Here is a 13,719-nt window from a genome sequence, read left to right as displayed (position 1 = left end):
TGGAATAGCAGATTTAGTGATTAAATTGTACTTTTCAAATACAACAAATTTCTCTCTGTATAGTACATCTGCTGATGCGGGCACTTTTATAGCGGCCAAACAGTTCGTACCTTTGCACCCAATTTTCAAATCGGCGTTTCTGGCAACCGCCCCATCTAAACCAGAAAAATGGTCTATATTAACAGAATTGAGCACTTCAACGCAGCCCACCGGCTCTATAATCCAAACTGGTCGGAAGAGCGAAACAAAGAGGTTTTTGGTCCCTGTGCCAATATAAATTGGCATGGACATAACTTCGAATTAATTGTAACCGTCAAAGGTGAACCCGACCCGGATACAGGCTTTGTGATTGACCTAAAATTATTGGGAGACATCATCCGGCGGGAAGTTATTGAGAAAGTTGACCACAAGAACCTGAATCTTGATGTCGATTTTATGCAGGGCAAAATGGCCAGCTGCGAAATCTTTATCATGGAAATCTGGAAAATTCTGGAGCGTGCGCTGGCAAACGTTACCGAAGCGCACCTGCACCAGCTCCGGCTCTACGAAACGCCAAAAAACTTTGTCGATTACTTCGGCGAATAGGTTCCCATGTATGATATATGATATAGGATGTATGCCTTATCGCATGTGTCATACGTCTTATATCATATATCATACATGAACTATTACCTCATTGCCGGCGAACGTTCTGGCGACCTTCATGGCGCTAATTTAATACGAGCCATTCAGCACCACGATCCCTCTGCACAGTTTCGGGCTTATGGTGGTGAACAAATGGAAGCCGCTGGAGCAGTGCTCGTGCGCCATTACCGCGAGATGGCGTTTATGGGATTTCTGGAAGTCGTCAAGAATTTCGGCACCATCCGTCGGATTATGCGTGAATGCCAGGCTGATCTGTTGGCCCATCGTCCCGACGCCTTAATTCTCATCGACTATGCTGGTTTTAACCTTCGCATGGCTCGATTCGCGAAGAAGCATGGTATTCGGGTATTTTACTACATCTCCCCTAAAGTTTGGGCCTGGAATCAGCGTCGCGCCCTGAAAATCAAAGCAACCGTCGACAAGCTGTTTACCATTCTGCCGTTTGAAACGGAGTTCTTTTCAAAATACGATTACAAGGTCGACTATGTTGGTAACCCGTTGCTCGACGCACTAGCCGAATTCCAGCCAGACCCAGCCTTTCGTTCCACAAACGACTTAGGCAATACACCAATTATTGCGTTATTACCCGGAAGCCGTCATCAGGAAATTACGTCAATTCTGCCCGTAATGCTACAGGTTACCCGTCAGTTCCCAAATTACCAATTCGTTGTTGGTACGGTAAGTAATCTACCTAAAGAACTCTACGACAACTTACTGGCTAATTATCCCAACGTGAAACGCGTTGAGGATGCCGCCTATGACCTGCTCCAAGTATCGACGGCCGCGCTCGTTACTTCCGGAACGGCTACCCTCGAAACGGCCCTTCTGAACATCCCGCAGGTAGTTTGTTACAAAACGACCGGCATTAGCTATGCAATTGCCAAACGGCTCATTGCCGTACCGTTTATCTCGCTCGTAAACCTGATTGCCGATCGCGAAGTGGTCAAAGAGTTGATTCAAAACGATCTTACGCTGGAGCGCACGACAACAGAACTTCGCGCTATTTTACCCGGTAATGCTGGTCGGGACGTTCAGTTGGCTGGCTATGCTGTTGTCCAGCAAAAAATGGGCGAACCGGGCGCATCTGAACGAGCGGGTCAGCTAATGGTAGCCGATTTACAAAAGTTAGCTTCATAAAAAAACCTGCACGCCATGTGGCTCGCAGGTTTTTATTAGACAGCTAAAGGTGTACTGCCAAGGCAGTTACTGAAGTAAAATTATGAATTTTTTTAGTAACTACAATAGCGATTACTGCTTCACAAACTCGCGGTGATAAGCTGCCTTATAGAGTTCTTCTTCCGGCAAACTCTTGAAATAATCGTAGGTTACTTTTAACCCTTCTGCTCGGGAAACTTTAGGCTCCCAGCCCAAAATAGCCTTTGCTTTTGTAATATCGGGCTGCCGTTGCTTTGGATCATCGGTAGGTAAGTCTTTGAAGATCAACTGCTGGGTTGTTCCCGTCAGTTTGATAATCTCTTCACCAAACTCCTTAATTGTAATTTCCGACGGGTTACCAATATTAACGGGGTAGACATAGTCGCTGAGTAGCAATCGGTAAATACCTTCTACCAGATCATCTACGTAACAGAACGAACGAGTCTGACTTCCGTCACCGAAAACGGTTAGGTCTTCACCGCGCAATGCCTGACCAATAAAGGCGGGCAATACCCGACCATCGTTCAGGCGCATGCGAGGACCATACGTATTAAAAATACGAACGATACGTGTTTCCAGACCGTGGTAGGTGTGGTACGCCATCGTAATGGCTTCCTGAAACCGCTTCGCTTCATCATATACACCCCGAGGACCTACCGGATTCACATTACCCCAATATTCTTCGGGCTGTGGGTGAACATTTGGATCTCCGTATATTTCTGAAGTAGACGCGATCAGAACGCGGGCACCCTTGACCCTTGCCAAACCAAGACAGTTGTGAATACCCAACGAACCTACTTTCAGCGTCGGAATTGGAATTTTGAGGTAATCAATCGGGCTGGCGGGCGAGGCAAAATGCAGGATGTAATCCAATTCGCCCGGCACATGGATGTATTTAGATACATCGTGATGATAGAACTCAAAATTTGGCAGATGGAATAGGTGCTCAATATTACGGATATCGCCCGTAATAAGATTATCCATTGCCATCACGTGGTAGCCCTCTTTGATAAACCGATCGCAGAGGTGCGATCCCAAAAATCCGGCTCCGCCAGTAATTAGTACACGCTTCATTTAACAGAAAAGGTTTGTAGTTTGTAGGTAGCCCTCGCTCGGTCCTACAAACAGATTTAAATTTTTTGCTCTACTGGAGCCAGAACAGTTTCGCGGCCGACCGAATAATAGGTATAGTTCTGTTCTCGCATCTGGTCGAGTTCGTATACATTACGGCCGTCGAAAATTAGTCTATTTTTCAATAGTAAATTCATTTTGTCGAAATCAGGCGTGCGGAAGAGTGGCCATTCGGTAATGACTACCAGCGCATCAGCATCGTCCAAAGCAGCATATTGCGTGTGAGCGTAGGTAACGGCATTACCAATTTGCTCTCGTACATTATCCATGGCTTCTGGATCGTAAACGGTCACTTTCGCGCCAGCCTCGATCAATGCCCGGATATTATCCAGAGCAGGCGCTTCACGAATATCGTCGGTATAAGGTTTAAAGGCCAGCCCCCAAACGGCAATTGTTTTACCGGTTAAATCTCCACCAAAGTGGCCCAGAATCTGTGGCAGTAACTTCGTTTTTTGCAGATAATTCACCTCCATTACAGACTTCAACACTTTGAAATCATAATCGAAGTCTTTGGCTGTTTTAGCCAACGCTTGTACATCTTTTGGGAAACAACTTCCGCCATAACCAATGCCGGCAAACAGGAACCGCTTACCAATCCGGCTGTCGGTACCGATACCCCGGCGAATATCATCGACGTTGGCACCTGCCCGTTCGCACAGGTTAGCGATTTCGTTCATAAACGTAATTTTCGTGGCCAGGAACGCATTGGCGGCATATTTGGTCATTTCGGCCGAACGCTCGTCCATGAAAATAACGGGGTTGCCCTGACGTACCAACGGTGCATAAAGCCGATTCATAACGGCTTTTGCGCGATCAGATTTCGTTCCGATGACAACACGATCCGGCTTCATAAAGTCTTCGACAGCTACCCCTTCCCGCAAAAACTCAGGGTTCGATACTACATCAAAATCAACCTTGGCATTGTCGGCAATATGGGCATACACTTTCTCGGCGGTACCAACGGGCACTGTACTTTTATCGACAATAACCGCATACTGACTCAGAATTGGGCCGAGATCGCTGGCTACTTTCAGAATATATTTCAAATCGGCCGAGCCATCTTCACCGGGAGGAGTTGGTAAGGCGAGGAAGATCACTTCCGCTCCTTTAATACCTTCTTCCAAATTTGTGGTAAACGACAGTCGTCCTTCCTCAACGTTCCGATGAAACAAAGTTTCCAAACCGGGTTCGTAGATAGGAACTATTCCATTATTTAGTTTTTCAACTTTACGTACATCAATATCAACACACGTAACCTGATTACCCGTTTCGGCAAAGCATGTTCCAGTAACTAAGCCCACGTATCCGGTTCCAACAACTGCTAGTTTCATGTAGTTATATCATCTAAAATTTCTATAGTAATTTATACAGACTAGTTTACTTGTCTGATGTCACAAAAATAGGAGTTTTTTTATACCAGCCTAGAATTCTTACCCAATTGTGATGTAATGATTGATTAAGCGGCCACCTGAGAATTGGATCTTTCGAAAATTAGCTTAAAGTGTGAATCTGACACCATTGAACAACAGAGAGCAATTACAAGTTACTCTATTTCATCTAATAACTGCCTGTTCTATGCGTGTAGGTCCATTTCAGAGCGAAATGGCATAATTGCTAAGGGCAGCGAAAAAAAGATTGGAGTTAAACCAGAATTTATTGAAATTACTATTCACACACGGTAGCAGGCAGCTTACTTTTATGACAAACGAAATTGTAGAAAATCAAGAATTAATAGCTCAGTCAGTACGCGATTTAAGTGAACGACTTATCCGTCCAAATATCCGTCAATGGGACGAAGATCAGCACTTTCCAACAGAACTGTTTCGCCAGTTAGGCGATCAGGGGCTGATGGGCATGCTTGTTCCTACGACTTATAACGGAACGGGCCTTGGCTATCGTGAATATGTAACAGCTATTGTCGAATTGGCCCGTGTCGATGGGTCAGTTGGCTTGTCGATGGCTGCACACAATTCACTCTGTACCAACCACATACTATTATTTGGCAATGAACAACAGAAACAAGATTATCTGCCCCGACTAGCAACCGGCGAATGGCTGGGCGCCTGGGGGTTAACCGAACCCAACACAGGTTCCGATGCTGGCAACATGCGCACAACAGCGGTCCGCGATGAATCGGGGAGTTGGGTGTTGAACGGGTCAAAAAACTTTATTACGCACGGTAAAAGCAGTAATGTAGCTGTAGTTATTGCGCGTACAGGCGAACCGAATAAACCACATAATGCAACAGCTTTCATTATTGAGCGGAACACACCTGGCTTTTCAGGCGGTCGGAAAGAAGATAAATTAGGAATGCGTGCGTCAGAAACGGCGGAAATGCTGTTTCAGGATTGCCGAATTCCAGATAGTCAACGACTCGGTGCTGTTGGCGATGGTTTTGTACAGTCGCTGAAAGTTCTTGATGGCGGCCGGATTTCGATAGCAGCCCTAAGTCTGGGCATTGCCTATGGTGCTTACGATGCAGCCCTCGCCTACGCTCAGGAGCGTGAACAGTTCGGCCAGCCGATTGCTAATTTTCAGGGAATCAGCTTTAAACTCGCCGATATGGCTACTGAAATTGAAGCCGCCAAGCTCCTGACGTATCAGGCTGCCGACCTAAAAGATGCTGGCAAATCGGTTACGAAAGAGTCGGCAATGGCTAAATTGTTTGCGTCGGAAACAGCCGTACGCGTGGCTAATGAAGCAGTTCAGATTTTTGGAGGCTATGGCTATATAAAGGATTTTCCGGTGGAGAAGTTTTACCGGGACGCCAAGCTCTGTACAATCGGAGAGGGAACCAGCGAAATCCAGAAGCTGGTGATTTCGAGGCAGATATTGAAGTAAAGGGAGTAAAGGAGAAAGGGGAGGAAAGGGAAAAAGGGTACTAAATGCAACTCCTTTTTCCCTTTTCTCCTTTGCTCCCCCTTTTTACACCGTACGACTACGCCCTTTGATTAAGGCGGCAATACCGAGAATAATAACAGCACCAACAAAAGCGGTGAGAATCTGATCGAGAACGCTACCACCACTGCCAAATATCAAGCCACCCACAAATCCACCGGCAATACCGAGTAGGATTTCAGCGAACAGCGAAAACGAAAACCGTTTGAATACAAGATCGGCCAGCCAACCGGCTACGGCACCTACCAAAATTGATACTAAGAGTCCCATGATTATGATTATTAAGCGTTGAGTGATTAGTAAAAACAGTTATATAACCGGGACTCGTCTATTTTGTTTAGCCTGCTAAGCCAATTATGGCTAACATCCGTCCGGTTTGTCCGTATTCGGCACGGTGTGAAAAGAAGTCTCTGTTATTCAGTACCGTTGAAAAAGACGACACCCCAATCTGCTCAACAGGAATGCCAAAGTCAGTGAGTTGTTGGGTATTGGCCCGTTTTAAATCAATGTATCCTTTACCCGTTTCAGCATCAACCCGTTTCATTTCTGACTCAAACTGTTCGGCCACTTCTGCGCCCACTTCAAACGAGCATTCATCGATACATGTCCCGATATACGCATAACAATGCTCGGCAGAGGTTCCAAATTGTTGCTTCATTCGGTCAAGCGTTTTCGTCACAATGCCACCAACAGTTCCGCGCCAACCCGCATGGATAGCTGCCACCGCCCGATGTTTTGAATCATAAATCAAAATCGGCACACAATCAGCAACCGTTACCCCAATCAGCAAACCGGGTTTATCTGTAATCAACGCATCGTACCCCTCGAAACGCCCAGCCTCAGCAGTGTACAAAATCTCCGTTCCATGCACCTGATACGATGAGGCAAATACGTGTGCTGGCGCGCCTATTGCAGCAAAGAAACGACGACGGTTCTCATCGACATTGGACTGACTATCGTCGGTATTGATACCTAAGTTAAGCGACGAAAAAGGAACTGGACTAACTCCCCCATGCCGGGTACTCTCGGCCGCAATGAGATCTGGAAACGGATCGAAAATGGCAGGACTTATATGGAGCGATGCAACGGTAAGCTCAGTCATCATAATACGGAAAATTGGCTCACCAAAGTTAACCATTATTATACGCTAATACGCAGAACTGCCGCTCCTGCACTTTTTGCCACAGTTCAACCTAGCCATTCCCTCAATCATCCTTGCTTTCTCACCATTCATCCAGTTATCCAACCATTCCAGTAGTTTGCAATGCATAGTACCAGCTATAGCCTATACCTTTGACTCAACAAATCGGGAACAACCCCGCTAAACAGTAAGCAACAACCATAAATAGTAGACAACAACCCCTTAAACACATAACCAACATGAAAACGCTCATCCAATCAATCGCATTCGTTCTTACGCTCGGTGTCGCTTCGTCAACAGTATCATTAGCTGATGCTAATCCAGGTACACGTTCTGCAACCGCAGTAGCCTACAAAACAGGCATTTACACAACGCCTTATGGCCAACTCAACATTGCCCTTGATAAAGAAAAGGGCGGAGCAGTTGATGTTCGCCTAAAAGGAACCGATGGCAAAGTGCTCTACAGCGAGCATGTTGGTAAAAACGAACGCAACTACCGAGTACGTTTGAATATGACCGAACTGGCCGACGGCGTGTATCAGGTAGAAGTGACCAATGGGGTAGAAACCACCATTCAGAACGTGACGATCTCAACCTCTCAGCCAATCACCGCTAGCCGTACCATTTCGATAAACTAGATTTCATCATTCACTACGAATCAAAACCCTTGCTCAGTCTGGCTGAGTGAGGGTTTTCTATGTTAAGGGAGGAAAGTTTAATCTGTCTATTGAGTTGAAATATTTATTCTATATTCAAGAAATTTTTGACCTTCGTCGTGAAAACAATACACGGTGAAAACTGCTTGCTAAGAACGTATTTCAGAATGCCGCTCATGCTCAGTAATCAGCCCTTATCATCTACCCTTGCTTGGCCCGCTATTGCCACCGATACAAATTTTTGGACCCTATTGGCGCAAAACTTATTACCAACCTACATAAATACGTGTCGCTGGTTTGCAGGAAAAGCACGCCAACAGTCTGGCTTTTCAATACAGACGATCCACTCACTCAAGCTGCCTGATGATGAGCTGGCATTCCTGCTAATTCTGGAGGCCAGTTATGCCGATGGTGTGCCAGAACACTACCTTTTACCGGTTTCATTTCTGAGCAAAACAGACGTAATTACGTTGGCCGACGTACCCGAAAAAGGCCGTATTGGCGAAGTGACAATCGCTGAACAAACGGGCTTATTGATTGATGCGATTTACGATGAGCGATTCCGACAGGTCTTATTTACGGCGATTTATCAGAATCAATCGTTTGCCCAGGCCAACGGCCAACTAACTTTTCACCGGGGCCAAGGTCTGGAAGAAGGCGACAGCAACCTACCCTCTCGGGTACTGCCCGTCGATTCGAGCAACTCGGCCATGACATTCGGCGATAAATATTTTCTGAAACTCTACCGAAAACTCTTCGAGGAAACGAACCCCGAAGTGGATATGGTGGCCTTTTTGACCGATGAAAGCAACTTTACGCACATTCCGGCTTTCGGTGGTAGCATTATCTGGAAACGCCCTGCGAGTCCCGATGTAACGCTGGGCATGGTGCAACGTATGGTGCCAAACGACAAAGATTCCTGGATGCAGACTGGCGATTACTTAAATGATTTCCTGTACGGAGTTCCTCAACGCATGTTTGCCATTCGGGAAGATGTATTCGATAAAGTTGAATTGCTGGGTAAGCGAACAGGCGAAATGCATTGCGCGCTGTATAAACCCGATCGGGAGGGCGCACCAACCGATCCCGCTTTTGCTCCCGAACCGTTTACCGACGAGTATCGTACGTTTTTGATTAAGCGCTTTGAAGATCTGCTTGAGCGACGCTATGCGCTTCTGATTGACAATTACACCAAACTCGATCCGCTGGCGCAGCGCTTGGCCTGGGTGTTTATGGAAGCCAAGGAAATGATCGAAACATTCATTGCCGATTTCCGGACCCGCCCGCTCGACTCACTTCGCATTCGAATTCACGGCGATTATCACCTTGGGCAAGTGCTGGCAACCACTAGTGATTTCGTAATTATCGACTTTGAAGGTGAACCCGAAAGCACCATTACCGAACGCAAGATCAAGCATTCGCCCCTGAAAGATGTGGCGGGTATGATTCGGTCGTATCACTATGCGGTGTCAGCTAAATTGTTCAACTCAACTGAAACCGACAACCTCGATCCCGACCATTTGCAGCGCGTATCCGATCGCTGGTTTTATTTGATTCGCGACACATTTCTCGACGCCTATCTCGATGTTTTTGGGGCACCTCATCCCCTGTTCAAAAACAACAGTGAAATCAACTTTTTGCTCTTGATTTACCTGCTCGAAAAAGCGGTGTATGAACTAGGTTACGAAATCAGCTACCGGCCAGCCTGGGTGAAAATTCCGCTTAAAGGCATCATTGACGTTATTCGCGAAATCGAAAAAATTCGCCTGAGCGATGGAAGCTCCGTGCCTGATGTCCCGATGCTACAAACAGGCTTGTTACAAACGAAAGGTGCGTAGTTTACGAACGAACCACCCTTAGCGAAAAATAATACCTACGTTGACCATCCCGCTTTTTTTCTAACTTTCCGACTCCTATTGCGTTCTACCATGAGCGCACTACCCTTTTAACCTATGGCAAAACGCAAAACGACTACGCCCTCGGCACAAACCGACTCGTCGATACAACCCACCTTACCTGAACCAGCCATTAGCCAGGCAGCTCCGGCCGAAGCGCTAACACAGAACGACGGCCCCTATTCTCGATTCACCGATTTCGATATTCATTTGTTTCGGGCAGGAAAGCACCAGCGGCTTTACGAAAAATTTGGCTCGCATACCGTCGAATACAATGGCGTTATAGGGACTTATTTCGCGGTCTGGGCGCCTTCGGCCCGTTATGTGGCCGTTATTGGTAATTTCAATGGCTGGGATAAAGGCAGCCATCCCTTAAATGTTCGGTGGGATTCGTCGGGTATTTGGGAGGGATTCATTCCCCATATTGGTCGGGGCGAAACCTATAAGTATTTTATTGTTCACGAAAGTGGCCGTGAACTGGAAAAAGGCGATCCCTACGCCCACTGGTGGGAAGTTCCGCCCAAAACCGCTTCGGTCGTTTGGGATACCTACTACGAATGGAACGATCAGGATTGGATGGCCAATCGCCATACTAAAAATTCGCTCAACGCGCCTATTTCGGTGTATGAGATGCACATGGCCTCCTGGCGACGTGATCCAGGTAACCCTGAGCGAGAGCTGAGTTATGGCGAAATTGCCGACGCGCTGGTGCCATACCTACAGGATATGGGCTTTACGCACGTTGAGTTCATGCCGGTAATGCAATATCCTTACGCGCCTTCGTGGGGGTACCAGATTACAGGTTATTTTGCGCCGAGTAGCCGATTTGGTACACCTCAGGAGTTCATGCAACTCGTTGATCGGCTACACCAGGCAGGCATTGGCGTGCTGCTGGACTGGGTTCCCTCCCACTTTCCAGGCGATGCACATGGCTTATACGAGTTCGATGGTTCGCATTTGTACGAACATCCCGACATGCGGAAAGGCTATCATCCAGACTGGAAAAGCTACGTTTTCAACTATGGTCGGCCTGAAGTACGTTCGTTTCTGATAAGTAATGCCTTATTCTGGCTCGATCGTTGCCACGCCGATGGACTCCGTGTCGATGCGGTTGCGTCGATGCTCTATCTGGATTACTCCCGAAATGCAGGCGAATGGGAGCCTAATATGTTTGGTGGTCGAGAAAACCTGGATACAATCTCGCTATTCAAGGAAATCAACGAAGCTATCTACAAAGAATATCCTGATACCCAAACAATTGCCGAAGAATCGACCGCGTTCCCCGGTGTATCAAGACCCGTTTATACGGGTGGCTTGGGCTTTGGCATGAAATGGATGATGGGCTGGATGAACGACACCCTTCGGTATTTCGAGCGCGATCCGGCTTTCCGCAAGTTTCACCAGGATGAACTGACCTTCAGTACGATTTATGCCTTTACAGAAAACTTCATGCTGCCTCTTTCGCATGATGAAGTGGTGTATGGCAAGCAATCGCTGGTGGGTAAAATGCCGGGAGATGAGTGGCAACGCTTTGCTAACCTGAGGTTGTTGTTCGCGTATATGTTTACGCACTCAGGCACCAAACTGCTATTTATGGGCGGTGAATTTGGGCAAACATCTGAGTGGAAATTCGATAACAGTCTTGACTGGCATTTGCTGAATTACGGTCCGCATAAAGGCATGGCAGCTTGTGTAAAAGCGCTCAATAACCTCTATAAATCCGAACCAGCCTTATACGAACGGAATTTCACGGCCGACGGCTTTGAATGGATTGATACAACAGACCGCGAAAACACGGTTGTTACCTATTGCCGCAAAGGCAATAACCCTGACGACTTCTTGCTGATCATCCTGAACATGACCCCAATTCCACGAACCAATTATCGCATTGGTGTGCCTTTGGCCGGAACTTATCAGGAAGTCTTTAACAGCGACGCAACTGAGTTTTATGGTAGTGGTGTTACCAACGCATCGCCCATTGCCAGCGAAGGCGAAACGTGGCACGGCCGTCCTCAATCGCTTCAGATTAATGTGCCCCCATTGGGCGCGGTCGTTCTGAAGTTAGTTAATTAGTGATTGAATGATTGAGTGATTGAGTGAATAAAGCTAACATGTGGTACTCACTCAATCACTCAATCATTCAATCACTAATTAAACTTCTATCGGCTTCAGATCGAAATAGGTTTCGAAAACGGCCACGGCCGCTTCGTTGGTCCGCGTCTGAAAATTATCGAGATATTGGTGCAAACCCGCTTTGAAGATATCACCGGTTTCGGTAAACTCGATTTCGGTACGAAGCTTCGAAATCGCCCGTTCGGCTGAATTTCCAAATCCTCCGGTAATGTTGTTACCCGAAATCTCATAAAGCGACAACTCAGCCTGCCGAATGCAATGGGCAACCGCACGTGGGAACATCTTGTCCAGAATCAGGAATTCCACAATGCTGGCGGGCGTTAGCGACCGATACTGCTGGCGGTGCATGTTATAGGCACTAACCGACTTCAACACAGCCGACCAAATCATCAGATCGATGGTCGACCCCACCAATTCTACTTCGGGGAGCAGGGTGAAATATTTCACATCCAGGAAGCGCGATGTTTTATCAGCACGCTCCAGAAAACGACCCAATCGCCCAAAATGCCAGGCTTCGTTACGCGTAATGGTTGCGTCGATAATGCCGTAAAAAAGCTGGATGCTGTTCCGAATTTCCGTAAAAAAATTCTGCGTCTGAATCTCTCCCCACTCTTGCTTTGGCGATGTGTCACGCACCATCAGATAAAACTGATTCAGGTGTTCCCACATTTCTTTCGAAATTACTTCGCGAATGGTCCGGGCATTCTCACGCGCGTAGCTCAAACATGACACGATCGAGTTCGGATTCCGCTTATCGAAGGTCATAAACTGAATCACATTTTCCCGGGTAGGAAGCTTGTAAAACTCCTTAAAGAGGTCATTATCAGCCGTAGCAATCAACAAAGGCTCCCACTGCTGATCAACATTGGGCGGCAAATCGAGGGCCAGATTAAAATTCACACTCATGAAACGGGCATAATTTTCAGCCCGCTCAATGTAACGATGCATCCAGTAAACAGAATTGGCAACGCGACTCAGCATAACGTATAAAGTTGGGATAAAACGGTGGATGACCAACAAAAATAGGGATTTGTACTGGTTCAACAAGACAATAAAACCAATTATAACCTGTCCACAAAACAATCATCTATTTAAAAGTCTCTCATAGTTTTCGATATATACCAGTTAGAACGGCTAAAAGGATCGATCAAAACATAAGCACGCGGTTAGAAAACCAGGCTTTATTTCTTATATAGTATGAAGTATATCTTTACTCCTAAGTTACGCAATCATATGACCTGTAAATTGTATTCATTACTCACTTTTGGCCTGCTCCTTAGTACGACCACCTTTGCCATGCCTAAGCCAAATCCAGTCAAGGCGGAGCAGTCTGGTACTGCCCCAAGCACTAAATTTTATGAAGTTCGAATCTATTACCCAACGCCAGGTAAATATGCCGAAATTGTGGATCGATTCCGGCAGTATACGACAAAGATTTTCGAGAAACACGGGATGGAAAATATCGGGTACTGGACGCCTACCGATACAACCAAAAAAGAATTGATTTACATCCTGGCTTACCCCAGCCGGGAAGCCCGCGATGCGTCCTGGAAGGCCTTCGGCAGCGATCCCGAATGGAAAGCCGTTGTGGCTAAAACCGAAGCTAATGGCAAACTGGTTGATCATGTCGATCAGATTTTCATGACCGAGTCAGACATTTCGCCCAAGATCAAAGTAGGCCAGAAATCGCCCGCCCGCACCTTCGAGCTGCGTACCTATACGCCTACTCCCGGCAAACTGGATAACTTGCTGGCTCGTTTCCGCGACCATACCATCAAACTATTCAGCAAACATGGCATGACGCACATTGGCTACTGGATCACACAGGAAAAAGACCCCAATGCTCAGCCTAAACTGGTTTACATTCTGGCTCACCCCAGCGAAGCTGAAGGCAAAGCGCATTTCGAAGAATTCCGTAAAGACCCGAAGTGGATTGCCGTTAAAGAAGAATCGGAAAAAAATGCAGGCGGATCGCTAACAACCAAAGTAGAGTCGGTCTATATGGTACCGACAGATTACTCGCCAATTAAATAACTCCGGCAAACAACCTCTTTCATCAATCGGT

The 13,719-nt window shown here is 46.8% G+C and carries 12 protein-coding genes; 7 read left to right on the top strand and 5 right to left on the bottom strand.

What is annotated here, in order from left to right; translation table 11 throughout:
* Nucleotides 1-168 precede the first annotated feature (168 nt).
* Nucleotides 169-585, top strand: a complete 417-nt coding sequence (locus ACYVGR_RS21850) for a 6-pyruvoyl trahydropterin synthase family protein (RefSeq protein ID WP_182458037.1) — start codon at nt 169-171, stop codon at nt 583-585.
* 75 nt (nt 586-660) lie between these two features.
* Entirely contained in the window at nt 661-1,782 is a 1,122-nt protein-coding gene (gene lpxB, locus ACYVGR_RS21845) for a lipid-A-disaccharide synthase (RefSeq protein ID WP_460960624.1), read from the top strand.
* Nucleotides 1,783-1,893: 111 nt separating this feature from the next.
* On the opposite strand, the gene ACYVGR_RS21840 is transcribed toward lpxB, so the two are convergent.
* Both ACYVGR_RS21840 and ACYVGR_RS21835 read right to left on the bottom strand, forming a co-directional pair.
* Nucleotides 1,894-2,874 (bottom strand): UDP-glucuronic acid decarboxylase family protein, encoded by a 981-nt coding sequence (locus ACYVGR_RS21840; RefSeq protein ID WP_460960622.1) that lies wholly within the window; start codon nt 2,872-2,874, stop codon nt 1,894-1,896.
* Between the two features lie 56 nt (nt 2,875-2,930).
* Nucleotides 2,931-4,262, bottom strand: coding sequence for a UDP-glucose dehydrogenase family protein (locus ACYVGR_RS21835; RefSeq protein ID WP_460960620.1), 1,332 nt, complete (start codon nt 4,260-4,262; stop codon nt 2,931-2,933).
* Nucleotides 4,263-4,629: 367 nt separating this feature from the next.
* Between ACYVGR_RS21835 and ACYVGR_RS21830 the strand changes: the two genes are divergently transcribed.
* Nucleotides 4,630-5,772, top strand: coding sequence for an acyl-CoA dehydrogenase family protein (locus tag ACYVGR_RS21830; RefSeq protein WP_460960618.1), 1,143 nt, complete (start codon nt 4,630-4,632; stop codon nt 5,770-5,772).
* A gap of 84 nt (nt 5,773-5,856) precedes the next feature.
* Here the strand turns inward: ACYVGR_RS21830 and ACYVGR_RS21825 are convergent, their stop codons facing one another.
* On the bottom strand, nt 5,857-6,099 hold the full coding sequence (locus ACYVGR_RS21825; protein ID WP_460960615.1) for a GlsB/YeaQ/YmgE family stress response membrane protein: 243 nt from the start codon (nt 6,097-6,099) through the stop codon (nt 5,857-5,859).
* A 67-nt stretch (nt 6,100-6,166) separates the two neighbouring features.
* Complete coding sequence (pgeF, locus tag ACYVGR_RS21820) at nt 6,167-6,934, bottom strand: peptidoglycan editing factor PgeF (protein WP_460960613.1); 768 nt, start codon at nt 6,932-6,934, stop codon at nt 6,167-6,169.
* A 275-nt stretch (nt 6,935-7,209) separates the two neighbouring features.
* On the opposite strand from pgeF, the gene ACYVGR_RS21815 reads away from it, so the two are divergent.
* The 3 genes from ACYVGR_RS21815 to glgB all read left to right on the top strand — a co-directional run bounded on the left by ACYVGR_RS21815 (nt 7,210) and on the right by glgB (nt 11,594).
* Nucleotides 7,210-7,608 (top strand): hypothetical protein, encoded by a 399-nt coding sequence (locus ACYVGR_RS21815; RefSeq protein WP_460960611.1) that lies wholly within the window; start codon nt 7,210-7,212, stop codon nt 7,606-7,608.
* Nucleotides 7,609-7,802: 194 nt separating this feature from the next.
* Nucleotides 7,803-9,464 carry a putative maltokinase gene (locus ACYVGR_RS21810; protein WP_460960818.1) on the top strand — a complete coding sequence of 554 codons (1,662 nt, stop codon included), beginning with the start codon at nt 7,803-7,805 and terminating at the stop codon, nt 9,462-9,464.
* A 114-nt stretch (nt 9,465-9,578) separates the two neighbouring features.
* Nucleotides 9,579-11,594 carry a 1,4-alpha-glucan branching protein GlgB gene (glgB, locus tag ACYVGR_RS21805; protein WP_460960609.1) on the top strand — a complete coding sequence of 672 codons (2,016 nt, stop codon included), beginning with the start codon at nt 9,579-9,581 and terminating at the stop codon, nt 11,592-11,594.
* A gap of 78 nt (nt 11,595-11,672) precedes the next feature.
* Here glgB and ACYVGR_RS21800 read toward each other — a convergent pair whose 3' ends face one another.
* A complete protein-coding gene (locus ACYVGR_RS21800) occupies nt 11,673-12,635 on the bottom strand; it encodes an alpha-E domain-containing protein (RefSeq protein WP_460960607.1) in 963 nt (320 codons plus the stop codon).
* A 252-nt stretch (nt 12,636-12,887) separates the two neighbouring features.
* Between ACYVGR_RS21800 and ACYVGR_RS21795 the strand changes: the two genes are divergently transcribed.
* Entirely contained in the window at nt 12,888-13,688 is an 801-nt protein-coding gene (locus ACYVGR_RS21795; RefSeq protein ID WP_460960605.1) for an NIPSNAP family protein, read from the top strand.
* The last annotated feature ends 31 nt before the right edge of the window (nt 13,689-13,719 follow it).

The sequence above is a fragment of the Spirosoma litoris genome (assembly GCF_054776755.1).
This window is presented reverse-complemented; position numbering and strand designations above follow the sequence as displayed.

What these genes read in the sequence shown, in the direction of transcription:
- ACYVGR_RS21850 (WP_182458037.1), top strand. Translation starts at nt 169, where the DNA reads ATGGTCTATATTAACAGAATTGAGCACTTCAACGCAGCCCACCGGCTC.
- lpxB (WP_460960624.1), top strand. Translation starts at nt 661, where the DNA reads ATGAACTATTACCTCATTGCCGGCGAACGTTCTGGCGACCTTCATGGC.
- ACYVGR_RS21840 (WP_460960622.1), bottom strand. Translation starts at nt 2,874, where the DNA reads ATGAAGCGTGTACTAATTACTGGCGGAGCCGGATTTTTGGGATCGCAC.
- ACYVGR_RS21835 (WP_460960620.1), bottom strand. Translation starts at nt 4,262, where the DNA reads ATGAAACTAGCAGTTGTTGGAACCGGATACGTGGGCTTAGTTACTGGA.
- ACYVGR_RS21830 (WP_460960618.1), top strand. Translation starts at nt 4,630, where the DNA reads ATGACAAACGAAATTGTAGAAAATCAAGAATTAATAGCTCAGTCAGTA.
- ACYVGR_RS21825 (WP_460960615.1), bottom strand. Translation starts at nt 6,099, where the DNA reads ATGGGACTCTTAGTATCAATTTTGGTAGGTGCCGTAGCCGGTTGGCTG.
- pgeF (WP_460960613.1), bottom strand. Translation starts at nt 6,934, where the DNA reads ATGATGACTGAGCTTACCGTTGCATCGCTCCATATAAGTCCTGCCATT.
- ACYVGR_RS21815 (WP_460960611.1), top strand. Translation starts at nt 7,210, where the DNA reads ATGAAAACGCTCATCCAATCAATCGCATTCGTTCTTACGCTCGGTGTC.
- ACYVGR_RS21810 (WP_460960818.1), top strand. Translation starts at nt 7,803, where the DNA reads ATGCTCAGTAATCAGCCCTTATCATCTACCCTTGCTTGGCCCGCTATT.
- glgB (WP_460960609.1), top strand. Translation starts at nt 9,579, where the DNA reads ATGGCAAAACGCAAAACGACTACGCCCTCGGCACAAACCGACTCGTCG.
- ACYVGR_RS21800 (WP_460960607.1), bottom strand. Translation starts at nt 12,635, where the DNA reads ATGCTGAGTCGCGTTGCCAATTCTGTTTACTGGATGCATCGTTACATT.
- ACYVGR_RS21795 (WP_460960605.1), top strand. Translation starts at nt 12,888, where the DNA reads ATGACCTGTAAATTGTATTCATTACTCACTTTTGGCCTGCTCCTTAGT.